This is a genomic window from Brevundimonas sp. (assembly GCF_035561115.1).
GTDB lineage: Bacteria > Pseudomonadota > Alphaproteobacteria > Caulobacterales > Caulobacteraceae > Brevundimonas.
In genome coordinates this window covers 1-17,117 of record NZ_DATMYH010000047.1, presented here as the reverse complement: position 1 = coordinate 17,117, position 17,117 = coordinate 1, and the positions used below count along the sequence as shown (strand labels likewise).

The window sequence follows — 17,117 nt, the reverse complement described above, 5'->3', positions numbered from 1 at the left end:
GGTCGGCAGGAGGGTTGGCGGAGGCGGTCATGATCGGTCAGTTTACGCCGGGCGGGCGCGGGAGGCGTTAAGATCGCAGGTTCGCGCGTCTCCTTCTCCCCTTGAAGGAGAAGGCAGGCAGGACGACCGCCAAGGGTGGTTAGCGGACGTTGCCCAGCACCGCATCGAAGCCATACAGATAGCTGTGATCACAGCGCATGCGCGACGGGTCAGCTATCGTCAGACGTCGGTAGAATGAAGCATCACCTCTGCCTCCCGACAAAACAGCACCAGAGATGACGGCGATCATCCTTGGGCGGTCGGGCGAGAACCCGGTCGGTGCGAAGAAGGCGTAGCTGAATGGCCTCGCACGTGACCGGAAGATGGAAGTGTCACCCTCTTGATAGACCCTCGTCCCGGGCCGGGCGGGGGTTCGGTAGGCCTCATTCTCTGAGACCTGGTAAGACCCGGAAGGTCCTTCGATGCGAACCACGACGCCGTGGAGGCCCATCTGCTCGCTTTCGATGCGTTCTCCGGCGTCGAGGGCGAAGCTGCTGTAGCGAAAGCAGATGGTTTTTGGGCCGCGAACTTCCGCCCGAGGAGCATCGACACCCGTTTGCAGAAGCAAGGTGAAAGCCAAAAGGATCGGAATGGCGGCGACCATCGTGGGAGCATAACCCCGGATGGCGCACTATCGCTATTGGCCGTAAGCCGACCATCATCCAGGGGTGGAAGGCGGAACCCTGTTCATGCAGAATGAGCCATGGTCCGAATGACGCGAAATCGGAGCGGCGTTCCGTCAGAAGCAAGCCTTTCGAGCTTGTCGGACTCAGAACTTGAAAATGAAGCGGCGCGGGTAGCCAGCCGACTGACTACGCCGTTATCGCCGATTGTCTCCAAACTGCTTCTCAAAATGCGTCACGCCATCGAGGCGGAACGGGCGGGCGTAGTTGATGTCCGCAATGGGTGGGAAGCGGGCAATCAGTGGTCCAGCAGATGGTCTGGTCAATCGAAAGGTGCGTCACATTTGGTGCATGCAGATGGAAGAGGCAGGTGCACGCCACCGTATTCTTTGCCCCCGAAACGGGTCCAGAAGCTCTGATCTTTCCTGAGCCTCTCTTCGGCAGCGTAGTTCCCGAATGCCGGCCAACCGCAGGCATAGCATTTGGTGTTGAATAACCAGACGCTTGGTAAAAAGGCGACGAAACCGACAGCTGACGGCCAAAGATGACCTAAGGGCCAGCCGACAAAACAAGCCAAGCCAAACAACGCGGACGCTGTCGCTGCAACCCATTGCCAACGGCGCGCAATCTGGAAACGCTTGGGAACTTGGCGACGTTGTTCGGTCAATCCAGATTCCCCGGTTTTCTTCGACCGATAGATGATCGCTTAGGCTTATGGGCGAAGCGCAATGTCCGCAACGGGTCGACAGCCGACCTTCCCGGCCGCGCCCTACCCGAACCGGCGCCGGTGGTCCGCACTTCTCAGCGTCGAGCGGATGAAGTCGGCCGGGGGATCGGTTTCCGCCAGCACGGCTTCCTTGATGGCGCGGGGCTCGCCGAACAGGTGGCCCTGGCCCATGCCGATGTCGAGCTCGAGGATGTCGACGATCTGGCGCTCGGTCTCGCATTTCTCGGCGATCAGCTCGATGCCGTAGCGCCGCGTCAGGCCGGCGAAGTCGGCGGCGGAGATGTCGCGCAGACTGGGCAGGGCCGAGGCGCCGTCCATGTCGAGCAGCTGTTCGATCAGCAGGTCGGCCGCCACCTTCATGAACTTGACGTCCGAACGCTGAAGGTCGGCGAAGTCGAGATCCAGCGTCTGGACCTTGTCGATCGAGAAGCGGAAGCCGAGGTCGGCCAGCTTGGCCATGTTGCGGGCCTCGGCGGCGCCGCGGGCGTCGAAGGTGGCCTGGCCCAGTTCGAAGATCAGGGCCTGGTTCAGGTCCCGGTTCTCGGACAGGAATTCGAGAAACTGGGGGAAGAAGGTCTCGTCGCCAAGCGAGGACAGGGCGACATTGCAGAAGACGCCGACCTTGCGGTCCTGACGCGCCAGACGCCGCACGATCTGGGCGCAGCGGAACAGCAGCAGGTTGTCGATGGCGGGGACCAGGCCCTCGCCCTCGGCGACCGAGAGGTATTCGGCCGGCATCATGATGCGGTCGTCGGCGGCGCGCAGGCGGGTGAAGCTTTCGTAGAAGATGGTCCGGCGCTGGGGCAGGGAGACGACCGGCTGGAGGTAGAGATCGACGCGGTTCTCGGCCAGGGCCTCGTGGATGGTCTGGAGCAGGACGTTGGACTGTTCGCGGTGGCGGGCCTCGAAGGCGCTGGCGGGCGTCGGCTGGGCCATGCGGTGGTCGAGCGATTCGCTCATCTGCGAGATCAGGGTCTCCAGCATGCGGACTTCGCCGGACAGGGCCTCGTTGGAGGTGACCGCGCCGGATTCGATGGCCTGGGCCAGTTCGGTCAGGGCGCCCTGGGTCGACTCCATGGCGTCGGCGAGCAGGCGGTGAGCCTCGCGGACGTGGTCGATTTCCTTCTTCAGGGCGGCCTTGTCGGCCTTGGCCGTGATGAGGGTGTGGACGGCCAGGAACAGGCCCAGGACGCCGAATCCTGCGGCCACGGCGGCGCCCGCGCCCAGGTTGGCGCTCCACAGGAAGGCCCCGGCCGTGAGGGCCAGGAACAGATAGGTGAAGAACAGGAAGCCCTGGGTGAGTGCGCGCATTGGAAACGGATGGTCCGTCTTCCCGGATGGAATCGCCCGAGTATCGGGGTAACAGTGCGGATCGCCTATACCGGCGCACGGTTTCTCCCCACTTCTTCGAGGTTAACGATGGAATTGTTCGATCTGACCGGCAAGGTCGCGGTGATCACCGGTTCCTCCAGGGGGATCGGCAAGGCTATCGCCGAGCGGATGGCCGAGCACGGCGCGCGGGTGGTGATCAGTTCGCGCAAGGCCGGGCCGTGCCAGGAGGTCGCCGACGCGATCAATGCAAAGCATGGCGAGGGCCGGGCCATGGTCGTGCCCGCCAACATCGCCTCGAAGGAGGATCTGCAGCGGCTGGTCGACGAGACCAACGCCGCCTTCGGACAGATCGACGTCCTGGTCTGCAACGCCGCGACCAATCCCTATGCCGGACCGATGGCGGGGATCAATGACGAGCAGTTCGGCAAGATCCTGCAGAACAACGTGGTGTCCAACCACTGGCTGATCCAGATGGTCGCGCCGCAGATGCTGGAGCGGAAGGACGGGTCGGTGATCATCGTCTCGTCGATCGGCGGGCTGAGGGGCAACGCCCTGATCGGCGCCTACAACATCTCCAAGGCGGCGGACATGCAACTGGCGCGCAACCTGGCGGTGGAGTGGGGGCCGTCGAACGTCCGGGTCAACTGCATCGCCCCCGGCCTGGTGCAGACCGATTTCGCCAAATATCTGTGGGAGAATCCGGAGCTGCTGAAGCAGGTCACAGATCCGGCCCCGCTGAAGCGGATCGGACAGCCGGACGAGATCGCGGGGGCGGCGGTCTATCTGGCGGCGCCCGCGTCCAGCTACATGACCGGCCAGACGCTGGTGGTGGACGGCGGGATCACCATTGCCTGGTGACGACCCCTCGCGCCCAGGCAGCCCTTCGGGCGATAGCGCCGCGAGGAAGCGCGTCAGCGTCCGCCAGGACCTGATCTGGCGGCTGGAGGCGGCCGGGTTCGCCGGGTTCGTCGGGCTGATGCGGCTGCTGGGGGTGGAGCGGGCGTCGGCGTTCGGCGGCTGGGCGCTGCGGACCCTGGGGCCGCGGACGGGCACCCAGCGCACGGTGATGCGGAACCTGCACATCGCCTTCCCCGACATGCCGGAGGACGAACGCGAAGCCCTGGCGCTGGCGCAATGGGAGCAGACCGGCCGCTCATTCGCCGAGACGGCGGTGATGGACATTCTGGTGAAGCAGAACCGGATCGAGGTGGTGGGGCTGGAGCGGCTGCACGCGATCCGGGACAGCGGAAAGCCGGTGGTCTTCGTCGGCGGCCATTTCGCCAATATCGAGACGCTGGCGGCGACCATCACGGGCTCGGGCGTGCCGTGCCAGATCACCTATCGCGCCGCCAACAACCCTTACGTCGACGCCCAGATCATCGCGGCGCGGGCGAGATACGGCGTCAAGCTGTTCGCCCCCAAGGGCGGGGACGGCGCGCGCGAACTGCTGGCCGGGATGGCGCGCGGCGAGTCCGTGGCCCTGATGAACGACCAGAAATTCTCGGAAGGGCCCGAGGTGATCTTCTTCGGCCAGCCGGTGAATGCGGCGCCGGGACCCAGCCGGCTGGCGCTGCGGTTCGGGACGGTGCTGCAGCCGATGTCGGTGGTGCGGCTGCCGGGGGTGCGGTTCCGGCTGACGGTCTATGATCCGATCGAACTGGAGAAGACCGGCGACCGGCAGGCCGACATCGCGCGCGGGGTGCAGGCGATCACGAGCTTCATCGAGGACCGGGTGCGCGAGAGCCCGGTCGACTGGTTCTGGGTCCACAAGCGGTGGCCCGACCGGGTCTACGCCGCGCTGGAATCCGGCGCGCGCGACTGATCCGAGGCGCGGCGCATCGGTCCCTTGTAGTTGGGGGCCTGCCGGCGGCGGCGGTCGGGGCCGAAATAGTCGTCGGTCTTCACGAACGGCCGCGGCTGGAAGATCACGGCCTGGATGCGGTCGAGAATGGCCTTGGCCGTGATCGGCTTGACCACGAACTCGTTCACCCCCGCGTCGCGAGCCTCATAGACGCGGGACTTCTCGGAGTGGCCGGTCATCATGATGATCGGCAGATAGGGATTGGCGCTGTCCGGGCTGTTGCGGACCAGGCGGGTGAATTCGACGCCGTCCAGCGGGAACATGTTGAAGTCGACGATCACCAGATCGGGCAGGTGGTCGCGCAGGACCGCCAGGGCGGCGGCGCCGTCGGACGCCTCGCGCACCGCGCGGATACCTGCCGACTGCAGCACTGCGGTGGTGATGGCCCGCATGTGGGCGTTGTCGTCGACAAGCAGGATTTTGAGGGCGCTGAGGGAGGCCATGGATCGATTTTGCTTCAACCCCGGCCTGGACCGGGAATAACGCCGCTCTACGAGCCGATTCCTTTCGCGTCCATGACCGAACAGCGATCACCTTGGCCGAAACCGGTTACCGCTGTGCAGTTTCAACCAGGAGTGAGGGGTCCAGGTTACGATCCCGCCACTTCAGGCGCCAGCACAGATGCGGACCGGTCGCCCGCCCGGTCATGCCGACTCGCCCGATCAGGTCTCCGCGCATCACGGTCTGACCCGCGCGAACGTCGAGCCGCGACTGATGCAGATAGGCGCTGATCAGGCCCTGGCCGTGGTCGATCAGGACCAGGCCGCCTTCGAAATGCAGGCCGGGCTGGGCCAGGGTCACGCGGCCGGCGGCGGGCGCGCGGATGAGCGCGCCCTGCGGCGCGGCCAGGTCTATGCCGTAATGCGGACGCGCCGGCGTGCCGTTCAATACGCGCTGGCTGCCCCAGCGGCTGCTGATGCGGAACGTCTCCAGCGGCCAGTCGAAGCCATCGCGGAAATGGTCGGCGTCGAGGCGGCTGGCGAAGCCTTCGGCCTTGAGGACGACCTCCTGCCGGATCCGGGCCAGCAGCGCGGGATCGTCAGGTTCCACGGTCGAGGGCGGCAGGCCGTCGATGCGGGTCTGCGAGAACCGGCCGGGCGCAATGGGCAGGGTCCGCATCGCGGTCCGTCCGTCCGTCCGGGCCTCGATCTGCACGCTGGAAGGCGCGTCGCGGTCGAAACCGACGATGAAGACGCCGTCGGCGGAGGCGGTCGTCAGGGATTCGCCGTCGATGAAGATCAGGGCCCGGGGCCAGGTTCGGCCGAGGGCGTGGCCCCCCTGGACGAAGCGGCCCGTCAGGACGAGGTCGCCGGCGGCCTGGGCCCCGGCGTCTCGCGGCGCCAGGCCGGCTGCGGCGAGCGCGCCGCAGCCGATCAGCAGCCGGCGGCGCGGCAGGATCACGGAATCTGGCCCAGGCTCTGGAAGGCCTCGGTCGGGCCCGCATAGGCTTCCTGCCTGCTGACCGACCAGTAGCGCAGGGTCTCGAGCGGAATGGCCTTGCCGCTGACCGCGCAGATCACCGCGCGTCCGGGTTTCAGCAAGGCGAATTCGCCGTCGCCGTAGTGAAGGACCGCGATGTCGGAAGAAGTCTTCGTCATGGCCGCCACGCTAGCGTGGCCGTGCGGATCGCGCCACGGATTTCCCGCTCAGAACAGGTCGCCCTGGCCCGCGGGCGGCGATCGGGGCTTCGGCGCGGGCGAAGCCTTCGGGAGAAGGCGCGGCGGGGCGCCGTCGCCGTCGATGCGCGCCCCCTTCCAGCCGTCGGCGAAGACGAGCCGCACCGCCTGGCCGTCGTGCAGGGCGGCGGCGGCGGCGATCATGGCCCCGTCCTCGGTCTCGACCCGGGCGAAGCCGGGCTTGGGCCGCTTCGGATCGAGGCTGGCCAGGGCCCGGGCGAGGGCGGCCAGCCGCGCGGCGTCGGCGTCAAGGTGCCGGGGCAGGGCCGGAGCGTAACGGGCGGCGACGGCCTCAAGCCGGTCGCGGCGGCGCTCCAGGGCCCGGTCCAGCAGGACGCGCGACAGCCGGCCCGACACGCCGGCGAGGGCGCGTTGGTGCAGGGCCACGTTTTGCGTCAGGCCCGAAGCCAGCCGGCTGCCGGCGTGGTCCAGCCGCTGCTGCGGCAGGGCCAGGACGTCCTCGGGCCGGGCGGGCAGGCCCCGGGCGGCGGCGCGCAGCCGGGTGCGGCGGTCCTCGAGGATGCGGCCGCCGGCGCGGGCGAGGCGGCGGTCCAGATCGGCGACGGCGTAGCGCAGATCGGCCAGCACCGGGGTGGCGATCTCGGCGGCGCCCGTGGGCGTGGGCGCGCGGCGATCGGAGACGAAGTCGATCAGGGTGGTGTCGGTCTCATGGCCGACGGCGGAGATGATGGGGATGGAGGCGGCGGCCACCGTGCGGGCCAGGCCCTCGTCGTTGAAGCACCACAGGTCCTCGACCGAGCCGCCGCCGCGGGCGACGATCAGGATGTCGGGACGGGGGATGGGGCCGCCCGGCGTCATGGCGTCGAAGCCGCGGATGGCGTTGGAGACCTGGCCGCAGGCGGCGTCGCCCTGGACGACCACGGGCCAGACGATGACGCGGCACGGCCAGCGTTCGGCGATGCGGTGCAGGATGTCGCGGATCACGGCGCCGGTCGGACTGGTGATGACGCCCACCACGGCGGGGAAGGTCGGGATGGGTTTCTTGCGGCCGGGTTCGAACAGACCCTCGCCCGCCAGTTTCGCCTTCAGCCGCTCCAGCTGAGCCAGAAGGGCGCCGGCGCCGGCGGCCTCCATGGTCTCGATGACGATCTGGTAGGAGGAGCGGGCGGGGTAGGAGGTGATCTTGCCGGTGACGATGACCTCGAGCCCGGACTCGGGCCGGACGCCGAGCCCGCGGACCGAGCCCTTCCAGACCACGCCGTCGATGGCGGCCTTGTCGTCCTTGAGCGTCAGATAGACGTGGCCCGAGGCGTGGTGGTTGACCTTGGAGATCTCGCCGCGCAGCCGGACGTGGCCGAACCGGTCCTCGAGCGTGCGCTTGAGGGCGAACGACAGCTCCGAGACCGTCTGGGGCGGATTGTTGTCCCGAAGGGGGGGCGGCGGTTCGTCGGCCGGGCCCTCGAAGACGTAGGAGTCGTCGCTCATGGAGGCAGACTAGCGACAGTCGGGGCTTGCGGGAACGGCGGATGCGAGTAACGCTTGGGAACATGGCCGCCGACCCCCGCGACACCGACCCCGTCGACCAGGACCCGCGCGAAAGCGAGATGGGACGGCGCAGCGACGGCGCGTCAACCAGTCTGTGGCTGGTCCTCGGCGGGATCGTCCTGCTCGGCCTCGCGGTCTATGTGATCTCCGCCGTACTGGCCTGATGCGATCCGCGACTTGACCGCCTTCGCGCGTCCGGTCATTGCGCGGTCATGAATATCCTGCTGGTCGGATCGGGCGGGCGAGAGCACGCCCTGGCGTGGAAGATCGCCCAGTCGCCGCTGTTGCGGCGTCTGGTCATCGCACCCGGCAACCCGGGCATGGAGAAGCTGGGTCAGCTGGCGCCGATCAAGGTGACGGACGCCGACGCCCTGTGCGCCCTGGCGCGCGAGATGAAGGCCGATCTGGTGGTGGTCGGGCCCGAGACCGCGCTTGAGGCCGGGCTGGCCGACCGGCTGGCGACCGCGGGCATCCCCTGTTTCGGGCCGACGAAGAAGGCGGCGCAGCTGGAAACCTCCAAGGCCTTCTCCAAGGCCTTCATGGAGCGGCACGAGATTCCGACGGCCGGCTACGGCGTCTATGAGCGGCTGCACGAGGCGCGGCAGGCGCTGACGGTGTTCAAGCCGCCCTATGTGATCAAGGCCGACGGCCTGGCGGCCGGCAAGGGCGTGGCCATCAGCCCCAACAAGCGCGAGGCCGAGGCCGAGATCGAGCGGATGCTGGGCGGCCGGTTCGGCACGGCGGGCGCGCGGGTGGTGATCGAGGAGTTCATGGCCGGCGAGGAGGGCTCGCTGTTCGCCGTCTGCGACGGCCAGCGCGCCGTGCTGCTGGGCGGGGCCCAGGACCACAAGCGGGCCTATGACGGCGACCTGGGTCCGAACACGGGCGGGATGGGCAGCTATTCCCCGGCGCCGGTGTTCACGCCGGAGCTGGTCGAGGCGGCGGACCGGACGATCGTCCAGCCGGTGGTCGCAGCCATGGCGGCGGAGGGCGCGCCCTATCGCGGGGTGCTGTACGCCGGGCTGATGGCGACCGAGGACGGGCCGAAGGTGGTCGAGTTCAACGCCCGTTTCGGCGATCCGGAATGCCAGGTGCTGATGATGCGGCTGGACGGGGACATCGTGCCCCTGTTGCTGGCCTGCGCGCGGGGCGACCTGACGCGGGCGCCGATGCCGGCGTTCCGCGACGAGACGGTGATCTGCGTGGTGCTGGCGGCCTCGGGCTATCCCGACAGTCCGCTGGAGGGGTCGATCATCCGCGGGGCCGAGCAGGATTTCGGACCGAATGTCCAGGTTTTCCATGCGGGCACGAAGCGGCGGGCCGACGGCCAGCTGGCGGCGGCCGGCGGGCGAGTGCTGAACGTCTGCGCCCGGGGCAAGGACATCGCCGAGGCGCGCGAGCGGGCCTATGCGGCGGTCAGGAAGATCGACTGGCCCGGCGGCTTCCACCGGACCGACATCGGCTGGCGCGCCCTGGAGCGGGCCCCCGGGGGAGACTAGTCCGTGACAGACGACGCCTTGCCGCCCGAGCCGCCGAGCCACTACCGCGACGGGAAGGAGCGGCTCGCCGACCTGATCGTCCACCTGACCGGACTGGCCCTGGCCCTGGTCGGGGGCGGGATGCTGCTGGGGCTGGCGATCGGCTTCGGCGACGCCGGAAGCCTGACCGCGGCGGCGATCTACGCCGTCGGCCTGCTGACCATGCTGGGCCTGTCGACGGCCTATAATTTCGCCGCCGCCCGGTTCCAGCCGCTGCTGCGGCGCTTCGATCACGCCGGCATCTTCGTCATGATCGCGGGGTCCTACACCCCGTTCACGACGCAGCACCTGACCGGGGCCTGGGCCTGGGGAATGACCTCGGCGGTCTGGGGCACGGCGATCTTCGCCGCCCTGGCCAAGCTGTTCCTGCCGGGACTGGGCAAGGGGTTCTGGATCGTCGTCTATCTGGCGCTGGGCTGGCTGATGGTGATCGCCATCCAGCCGATCCTGCAGAGCCTGGGGCTGGCGCCGCTGATCCTGATGGCGGTCGGGGGCGTGCTCTATTCGGTCGGCGTGATCTTCTACGCCAACAAGGCCATGCGTTACCGGCGCGCGATCTGGCACGGCCATGTCGTGGTGGCCGCCGCGGTCCATTGGGTGGCCGTGCTTCTGGCCGTGCTGAAATAGGCCGGCGTCAGGCCGAGGCGAACAGCAGGCGGCCTTCGCCCATGCGCTCGCGCAGGCGCGGCAGATCGGCGTGGGCGACCGAGAAACAGCCATACGAGCGGCCCAGCTTGCCTTCGCGGGCGAGGAAGGCCGGGTCGGCGTAGTCGGCGCCGTGGATGATGATGGCGCGTTCGCGGGCCCGGTCGTTGGAGTACTCCAGCCCGTCCAGCAGGACGTTGGGGCCCTGCTGGGCGCCGAAGCCGGCCCCGGCGGTCGCATAGGCGCCGACCGAGGACTTGTAGCTGTCGGGCGTGTTGCCGAACTCGCGGGCGAAGCCCGTGTGGGCGGGGTCCGAGCCGCGGCCGTGGCTGGTGCGCATCAGGGTGACGGCGCCGCCGTGCAGATCGACCTCGTACAGGCGCTCGTCGCCCGAGAATTTCTGGAAGTCGACCAGATACATCCGGTCCCGCTGGGTGATCCTGTCCTTGTGGATGTCGAAGGCGGCGAGGGCGCGGTCCATCAGATCCTTGCGGACCTGGCTGCGCGGATCCAGCGGGCGGGTGGTGTTCAGCTCGGCCGTGATGGTTTCAGGCGCGGGGGCGATGGTGATGGTCGGGACCCGGGTCTGCGCCAGGGCCGGCAGCGGCTGGAACGCCGTCGTCCGCGTGGCCGCAGACGCCGTGGCGCAACCCGACAGAAGGGCGGCGCCGCCCAGAATGAATCCACGTCTTGCTAGCCGCATGCGACGCCCCTCGCACGTTTCGGAAGTGACAGGTTGTTTCAGGTCGTAACGGCAGGATCAACCTGAGCCTTGGCGAAACGGCGGGGACGTCTAAAGTGCGGGCCTTGTTCAGGAGGGTTTCGTGAAGTCGATCACATCTTTGCTGGCGGCCGCGGCCGTGTTGATGGCCACCGGCGTTGCAGCGCAAACGCCCGTCGCCGCGCCTGTTTCGCCTGCGGAGGGAACGACGTTCGTGCAGATCGGCCGGCTTCTGGCCGACCCCGGGACCGGCGTTGTGCAGCGCGATAAAACTCTCGTGATCAGAGGGAACCAGATCGTAGAAGTCCGCGACGGCTTCGTCGGCGAGGGCCGGATCGTCGACCTGCGCGACTCTTTCGTGCTGCCCGGGCTGATCGACAGCCATGTCCACCTGACGGGCCAGCAGAACCCGAACGGCCGACTGGAGACGGTGACCCAGTCCAATTCCGAACAGGCCATGGTCGGCGCCCGCTACGCCCGACGGACCCTGATGGCGGGCTTCACCACGGTGGCCGATCTGGGGGCGACCAATGAATCCATCTTCGCCCTGCGCGACGCCGTGCGGCGCGGCGACGTGCCGGGACCGCGGATCATCGCCTCGGGGTCGGCCGTGTCGGTCCACGGGGGGCATGGCGACATCAATGGCTACCGCGAGGACGTCATGCATCTGCTGTCGGACGAGAGCGTCTGCTCCGGGGCCGACGACTGCATGCGGGCGGTGCGGCTGCAGGTCCGGGCCGGGGCCGACATCATCAAGATCACGGCGACGGGCGGCGTGCTGTCGAACACGGCGGCGGGGCTGGGCCAGCAGTTCTCGGACGGAGAGCTGGCGGCCATCGTCGGCGCCGCGCACCGCATGGGACGGCAGGTGACGGCGCATGCGCACGGGGCCGACGGGATCAACAGCTTCCTGCGGGCCGGCGGCGACTCGATCGAGCATGGCACCTGGCTGGACGATGAATCGATCCGGCTGATGCGTCGGGACGGCGTCTATCTGGTGCCGACCCTGCTGGCCGGGGATTTCGTGGCGCGGATCGCCTCGGGACCCGACAATTTCTTCACGCCGAACCAGACGGCCAAGGCCCTGGAGGCGGGGCCGAAGATGCTGGACATGGCCCGGCGGGCCCATGAGGGCGGCGTCCGGATCGCATTCGGCACCGACTCGGGCGTTTCCGCCCACGGCGACAACGCCCAGGAATTCGCCCTGCTGGTGCGGGCTGGAATGACGCCGCTGGAGGCGGTTCAGGCCGCCACGGTGAACGCGGCGGCGCATCTGCGGATTTCGAACGAGGCCGGGCGGATCGCAGCGGGCCTGCCGGCGGACCTGATCGCCGTGACGGGCGACCCGTTGGCCGATGTCACCGAGCTGGAGCGCGTGCGGTTCGTGATGAGGGGCGGGGTCGTCTACCGGGCGGACTAGGTCGACCGCGCCGCCTCAAGCAACAGGCGCTGGAACGCGGCCTCGTCCTCGAAGGTCGCCTTGACCGGCCATGACAGGACCCGCGTCCGCCATTCGGGGGGCAGGCGGAACCAGTCCTTCTCGGTCGTGACCAGACGGGCGCCGAAGTGGGAGGCGCGGCCGGCGAGGGCGGCCAGGTCCCCTTCACGGAACGCGGCGTGGTCGGGGAAGGGGGCGAAGTCGACCAGTTGGGCCCCGGCGGCGTCGAGGGCGCGCTCGACCTTCCAGGGCTTGGCGATGCCGGCGAAGCCGACCACCGGCCCTCTGGGCGGCGGTGCGGCGGGTTTCAGCCGGGCGACGTGGACCGGCAGGTCGCCGAAGGCCGCCATCAGCTCGGGATCGACGCGCGGCGCGTCGGCGGGCAGCAGGACGACGACGGCGTCGGCCCGGGCCAGGCCGTGCCGGAGGCGTTCGCGCATGGGGCCCGAGGGAAACACCGAGCCGTCGCCGAAGGGCCACTCCTCGCCGCGCGTCTCGCCGTCCACCACCACGAGGCTGAGCGTCTTTTCCAGGCTCGGATTCTGGTGGGCGTCGTCAAGCACCAGTATCTCGGCGCCGGCTCTGGCGGCGGCGGCGGCGCCGGCGACGCGGTCGCGGGCGATCCAGGCCGGCCCGCCGAGCGCCAGCATCAGGGGCTCGTCGCCGACTTCGGCGGCCCCGTGGATGGCGGGATCGACCCGCGTGGGCTCGCGCAGCGACCCGCCGTAGCCGCGCGAGAGGGCGTGGGCGTCGACGCCGGCCTCGCGCAGAAGGCGGATGGCCTCGCGGGTCACAGGGGTCTTGCCCGAGCCGCCGACGGTCAGGTTGCCGACCGAGATGACCGGAATCCCGGGGTCGACCGGCGTGGTTCGGGCGATGCGGCGCGCGGTGACGCCGGCCCAGATCCAGGAAACAGGCGTGAGCAGGGTGCGCGCCACGGCGCCGTGGCGGGCGTCTCGCGTGTACCACCAGCGCGGGGTGTTCAATTTCATCGGCGGCCTCGCGAGGCGGGGGGCAACAGCGGCTCCAGCGTCTCCCACAGCCGGTCAAGGCCGGAGCCGGCTTCGGCGCCGGCGCGGCGGCCGCGTTCGCCCATGCGTTTGGCTTCGGCGTCATCGGCCAGCAGGGGGGCGATGACGGCGGGCAGGTCCCACGGCGCCTGAACGACGGTGAGGCCCCCGGCCTGCACCAGCGCCCCGGCGACGGCGGCCCAGTTGGTCATGTCGGGGCCGGTGACGGCGGGCTTGCCGAGACGGGCGGGTTCGAGCGGATTGTGCCCGCCCACCGGGGGCTTCTCCAGCGCGGCGGAAAAGGAGCCGCCCATGACCACCACATCGGCCAGACGCAGGAACAGGCCCATCTCGCCGAGGGTGTCGGCGATATAGAGATCGGTGTCGCGGTCGGGTTCCCGGCCCTGGGATCGCAGGGCGAAGCGATAGCCATCGCGCGTCAGGGCGGCGGCGATGGCGGCGCTGCGTTCGGGATGGCGCGGCACGAGGATCAGGCACAGCCGGTCGGCCAGCTTGTCGAGGGCGCGGACGAGGGCGATCTCCTCGCCGTCGTGGGTGCTGGCGGCGACGACCACGGGGCGGTCGCCGATGGCGGCGCTGAGGCGGGTGAAGGCGGCGGGGTCGTGCGGGGGCGCCCCGCCCGAGAGCTTGAGATTCACCTGGCCGTCGATGCGGGCGCCGAGACCTTCCAGCCGCGCGGCCGAGGTCTCATCCTGCGGCAGGATGCGGTCGAAGGCGGACAGGATCTCGCGCGCCGCGCCGGGGAAGCGGCGCCAGCCCTCGACGGTCCTCTCCGTGATGCGGGCGCTGGCGAGGACCAGTCTCACGCCGCGCTTGCGGGCCTCGAGGATGAGGTTGGGCCACAGCTCGCTTTCGACGAAAACGGCCAGGGAGGGTTTCCAGTGGTCGAGGAAGGCGGCGACTGCAGCGGGGCCGTCGACGGGGGCGAACTGGTGGATGACCCCGAACGGCAGGCGCTGCGCCAGCAGGGTCGCCGAGGTCAGGGTGCCGGAGGTGACCAGCACGGTCAGATCGGGCCGCGCCTGCCGCAGGCGGTCGACGACGGGCAACAGCGACAGGGTTTCGCCGACACTGACGCCGTGCAGCCAGACAAGGTCGCCTGCGGGCCGGGCGGCCGAGGCGCGGCCGAGGCGTTCATCGACGCGGACAGGGTCCTCCTTGCCCTGTTTGGCGCGGGCGTCGAGCAGGCGCGGGGCCAACGGCTCCAACATCCGCGCCAGCAGGCGGTAAGCGATCAGCGCCGGGCTCACGTCAGACTCGCTCCAGGCCGACGAGGGCGTCGGCGGCGGCTTCCACGGCGGTCAGCCGATCGGTCCAGGCGCGCGCGACGTCGGCCAGTTCGGCGCCTTCGGGATAGCGGTCCAGGTCCCAGACAATGGCGCCGCGTCCGAACGGCAGGGGCAGCAGGGCGCGGTCCCAGCTGTTCAGCCGGATCGCGGGATTGCAGGACAGGCCGATGAACAGCACGGGCGCCTTCGACAGTCTGGCCAGAAGCGGCAGGCCCTCGGCCATTTCCCGCATCGGACCGCGCGGGCCGTCAGGGGTGATGGCCAGGCCGCCGAGCTTGAGCTGGCGCAGGCCGTCGCGCAGGGCCTGGGACCCGCCCTTGGCGCGGTCGGCCTTGTCCTTGTTGGAAGAAGAGCCGCGGATGGCGGGGAAGCCCTGACGGGCCACGGCCTTGGCGATGAACTGGCCGTCGGGACTGAGCGAGATCAGGGCCTTGGCCGGCTGGGCCCGGTCCAGCGGCCAGCAGGCGGGCGACAGGCCGATGCGCGAATGCCAGAAGGCGCACAGCACCCCGCCGCCGTCGGCCCAGACCTTTTCGGCCACGGCCTCGTTCTGGTGCGTCCAGCGGATGGTGGCGAAGCAGAACCGCATCCATTGGGCGAGGGTCCAGGCGAGGATGGCCTGGATGACGGGATTGCGGAGGGGCCTCATCGAGTTTGGCTCCCTTCTCCCCTTGGGGGAGAAGGTGGCTCGCGAAGCGAGACGGATGAGGGGAAGGTCAGACGCAAATCGGCGGTCGGGACGGATGAGGCGCCGGCCCCCTCACCCGAGCGGCTTCGCCGCCCACCTTCTCCCCCGAGGGGAGAAGGGATGTGAGGCGCGCGCATCAACTCACCGCCGCCACGGTGACCGCATCGCCGTCCAGCGACTGCTGCTTCGCCAGGCGGGCGTAGAGGCCGCCCTTGCGGACCAACGCGGCGTGGGTTCCGGTTTCGACCACCCGGCCGGCCTCGATCACATGGATGCGGTCGGCGTTGCGCACGGTCGACAGGCGGTGAGCGATCATCAGGGTGGCGCGGCCCTGCATCAGGCGTTCGAGCGCCGCCTGGACCAGGGCCTCGCTTTCGGTGTCGAGGGCGGACGTCGCCTCGTCCAGCAGCAGGATCGGCGCGTCCTTGAGGAAGGCGCGGGCGATGGCGATGCGCTGGCGCTGGCCGCCGGACAGGCGCAGGCCCGCCTCGCCGGCGCGGGTCGCATAGCCTTCGGGCAGGGCGGTGATGAAGTCGTGGGCGGCGGCGGCCTGCGCGGCGGCGACGATGTCTTCCGCCGTGGCGCCCGGGCGGCCGTACGCAATGTTGGCGGCGACCGTGTCGTCGAACAGGAAAGGCTCCTGCGTCACCAGGGCGATCGAGGCGCGCAGGTCGTGCAGCTTCAGCTCGCGGATGTCGCGTCCGTTCAGGGTCACCGCGCCGCCGGTCACATCATAGAAGCGCGGCAGCAGGCTGAGAATGGTGCTCTTGCCGCCGCCAGACGGACCGACGAGGGCGACGGTCTCGCCGGGGGCGACGGTCAGGCTGACGTCCGACAGGGTCGGCGCGGCGCCGTCGGAGGCGGGCCCATAGGCGAAGGACACACGGTCGAAGGCGACGGTGGTCGGGCCGTGTTCGAACGCCGCCGCGTCGGGCGTCTCGCGGATCTCGGGCTGGATGTCGAGGGCGGCGAACAGGCGGCGTGCGGCGGTCAGGCCCTCGGTCATGACGGTCTGGAGATTGGTCACCTGCCGCAGCGACTGGCCGGCGGCCATCAGCAGACCGATGAAGGCGGCGAAGGCCCCCACGCTCATCTCCCCGTCCTGGGCCCGCCAGCCGGCGTAGGCCATGACGGCGGCGACCACGACCATGGCGACCAGGTTGGAGAAGGGGCCGGCGAAGGCGCGGGAGTCGGCGCTCTTGATGACGTGGCGCTGGCGGCGGGACACCACCTCGCCGACGCGGGCTTCCTCGGCCGCCTCGCGGTTCTCGATCTTGATCAGGCGGACGCCGTCGAGGTTCTCCATCAGGGCGGTGGAGAGGTTCTCGGTCTCCTTCATCGCCCCGGTGGTGGCCTTGCGCGTGCGCCGGGAGAAGCGGCGCAGGACGACGGTGATCAGCGGCACCCCCAGCAGGACGATGGCGGTCAGCTGCCAGTCGATGAAGGCCATGGCCACGATGACGGCGATCAGGGTGATGCTGTTCTGGGTGTAGTTGACGACGCCGTTGGTGAAGGCCTCGCGGACGAGGTTGGCGTCGAACAGGACCGAGGAGACGAAGCTGCCGCTGTGCTGGTTGCGCAGCCGGGCCAGGTCGGCGCGGATCATGGCGCCGAACAGCCGCACCTGGATGTCGCCGACGATGCCGTGGCCGAGGCGGTTGACGAGGGCGGCCTGACCGAGGGAGGCGATGGTCCAGACGATGGCGACCAGGACGATGGCGGCGGGGATATAGATGAGCGCCTGCCCGGGCGGGATGTCGATCAGTCCCCAGAGCCTGATCGGCGTGTCGGTCTGCAGGAACAGGCCGTTCACGGCGGGCTCGAGCAGTTTCAGCGTCAGGGCCGACAGGCCGCCGGCCACGCCCGCGCACAGCATCGACAGAAACAGCGCCGCCTTGTGATGCGAGAGATAGTCCCGCCAGATCCGCGCCAGCAGCGGGCGAAGGGTTTCCTTCTCTTCGTCGGCGGGGGCGGGGGGCGTCATCGGTCCGAGGTCGGACGGC

Annotated in this window: 18 protein-coding genes; 6 read left to right on the top strand and 12 right to left on the bottom strand. The window is 69.5% G+C overall.

The features are described from left to right. Positions 1-139: 139 nt before the first annotated feature. From VN378_RS05840 to VN378_RS05830, 3 genes are all read right to left on the bottom strand, one after another. The gene (locus VN378_RS05840; protein ID WP_325741870.1) at positions 140-643 is read right to left on the bottom strand and encodes a hypothetical protein; all 504 of its coding nucleotides are present in this window, start codon (positions 641-643) and stop codon (positions 140-142) included. A 341-nt stretch (positions 644-984) separates the two neighbouring features. Next, positions 985-1,329, bottom strand: a complete 345-nt coding sequence (locus VN378_RS05835; protein ID WP_325741868.1) for a hypothetical protein — start codon at positions 1,327-1,329, stop codon at positions 985-987. Between the two features lie 102 nt (positions 1,330-1,431). Continuing rightward, positions 1,432-2,700 carry an EAL domain-containing protein gene (locus VN378_RS05830; RefSeq protein WP_325741867.1) on the bottom strand — a complete coding sequence of 423 codons (1,269 nt, stop codon included), beginning with the start codon at positions 2,698-2,700 and terminating at the stop codon, positions 1,432-1,434. 108 nt (positions 2,701-2,808) lie between these two features. On the opposite strand from VN378_RS05830, the gene VN378_RS05825 reads away from it, so the two are divergent. Then, positions 2,809-3,579, top strand: coding sequence for an SDR family oxidoreductase (locus tag VN378_RS05825; protein WP_325741865.1), 771 nt, complete (start codon positions 2,809-2,811; stop codon positions 3,577-3,579). Further along, positions 3,569-4,543 (top strand): lysophospholipid acyltransferase family protein, encoded by a 975-nt coding sequence (locus tag VN378_RS05820; RefSeq protein ID WP_414642218.1) that lies wholly within the window; start codon positions 3,569-3,571, stop codon positions 4,541-4,543. The genes VN378_RS05825 and VN378_RS05820 overlap by 11 nt, the downstream gene beginning before the upstream one ends. On the opposite strand, the gene VN378_RS05815 is transcribed toward VN378_RS05820, so the two are convergent. From VN378_RS05815 to xseA, 4 genes are all read right to left on the bottom strand, one after another. Continuing rightward, positions 4,510-5,025, bottom strand: a complete 516-nt coding sequence (locus VN378_RS05815) for a response regulator (protein ID WP_325741863.1) — start codon at positions 5,023-5,025, stop codon at positions 4,510-4,512. The genes VN378_RS05820 and VN378_RS05815 overlap by 34 nt on opposite strands. A 106-nt stretch (positions 5,026-5,131) precedes the next feature. Then, complete coding sequence (locus VN378_RS05810) at positions 5,132-5,983, bottom strand: M23 family metallopeptidase (protein ID WP_325741861.1); 852 nt, start codon at positions 5,981-5,983, stop codon at positions 5,132-5,134. Beyond that, positions 5,980-6,180: a DUF2093 domain-containing protein gene (locus tag VN378_RS05805; RefSeq protein ID WP_325741859.1), complete on the bottom strand. Its 201-nt coding sequence runs from the start codon at positions 6,178-6,180 to the stop codon at positions 5,980-5,982. The genes VN378_RS05810 and VN378_RS05805 overlap by 4 nt, the downstream gene beginning before the upstream one ends. A gap of 48 nt (positions 6,181-6,228) precedes the next feature. Then, positions 6,229-7,704: an exodeoxyribonuclease VII large subunit gene (gene xseA, locus VN378_RS05800; protein WP_325741857.1), complete on the bottom strand. Its 1,476-nt coding sequence runs from the start codon at positions 7,702-7,704 to the stop codon at positions 6,229-6,231. 41 nt (positions 7,705-7,745) lie between these two features. Between xseA and VN378_RS05795 the strand changes: the two genes are divergently transcribed. Genes VN378_RS05795 through trhA form a run of 3 tightly spaced genes read left to right on the top strand, consistent with a single transcriptional unit; the run spans position 7,746 to position 9,929 of the window. After that, complete coding sequence (locus tag VN378_RS05795) at positions 7,746-7,928, top strand: hypothetical protein (RefSeq protein WP_325741855.1); 183 nt, start codon at positions 7,746-7,748, stop codon at positions 7,926-7,928. Between the two features lie 48 nt (positions 7,929-7,976). Continuing rightward, positions 7,977-9,263, top strand: a complete 1,287-nt coding sequence (gene purD, locus VN378_RS05790; RefSeq protein ID WP_325741853.1) for a phosphoribosylamine--glycine ligase — start codon at positions 7,977-7,979, stop codon at positions 9,261-9,263. Positions 9,264-9,266: 3 nt separating this feature from the next. Beyond that, the gene (trhA, locus tag VN378_RS05785) at positions 9,267-9,929 is read left to right on the top strand and encodes a PAQR family membrane homeostasis protein TrhA (protein ID WP_325741851.1); all 663 of its coding nucleotides are present in this window, start codon (positions 9,267-9,269) and stop codon (positions 9,927-9,929) included. Between the two features lie 7 nt (positions 9,930-9,936). Here trhA and VN378_RS05780 read toward each other — a convergent pair whose 3' ends face one another. Continuing rightward, complete coding sequence (locus VN378_RS05780; RefSeq protein WP_325741849.1) at positions 9,937-10,650, bottom strand: murein L,D-transpeptidase catalytic domain-containing protein; 714 nt, start codon at positions 10,648-10,650, stop codon at positions 9,937-9,939. 163 nt (positions 10,651-10,813) lie between these two features. On the opposite strand from VN378_RS05780, the gene VN378_RS05775 reads away from it, so the two are divergent. Then, complete coding sequence (locus tag VN378_RS05775; RefSeq protein WP_414642219.1) at positions 10,814-12,088, top strand: metal-dependent hydrolase family protein; 1,275 nt, start codon at positions 10,814-10,816, stop codon at positions 12,086-12,088. Here the strand turns inward: VN378_RS05775 and lpxK are convergent. From lpxK to VN378_RS05755, 4 genes are all read right to left on the bottom strand, one after another. Then, positions 12,085-13,098 (bottom strand): tetraacyldisaccharide 4'-kinase, encoded by a 1,014-nt coding sequence (lpxK, locus tag VN378_RS05770; RefSeq protein WP_325741846.1) that lies wholly within the window; start codon positions 13,096-13,098, stop codon positions 12,085-12,087. The two genes, VN378_RS05775 and lpxK, sit on opposite strands and share 4 nt — an antisense overlap. Continuing rightward, positions 13,095-14,387, bottom strand: coding sequence for a 3-deoxy-D-manno-octulosonic acid transferase (locus tag VN378_RS05765; RefSeq protein WP_325741845.1), 1,293 nt, complete (start codon positions 14,385-14,387; stop codon positions 13,095-13,097). Before VN378_RS05765 ends, lpxK begins: the two co-directional genes overlap by 4 nt. Before the next feature lies 1 nt (position 14,388). After that, a complete protein-coding gene (locus VN378_RS05760; RefSeq protein ID WP_325741843.1) occupies positions 14,389-15,075 on the bottom strand; it encodes a lysophospholipid acyltransferase family protein in 687 nt (228 codons plus the stop codon). A gap of 175 nt (positions 15,076-15,250) precedes the next feature. Further along, positions 15,251-17,098: an ABC transporter ATP-binding protein gene (locus VN378_RS05755; protein WP_325741872.1), complete on the bottom strand. Its 1,848-nt coding sequence runs from the start codon at positions 17,096-17,098 to the stop codon at positions 15,251-15,253. Between the last annotated feature and the right edge of the window lie 19 nt (positions 17,099-17,117).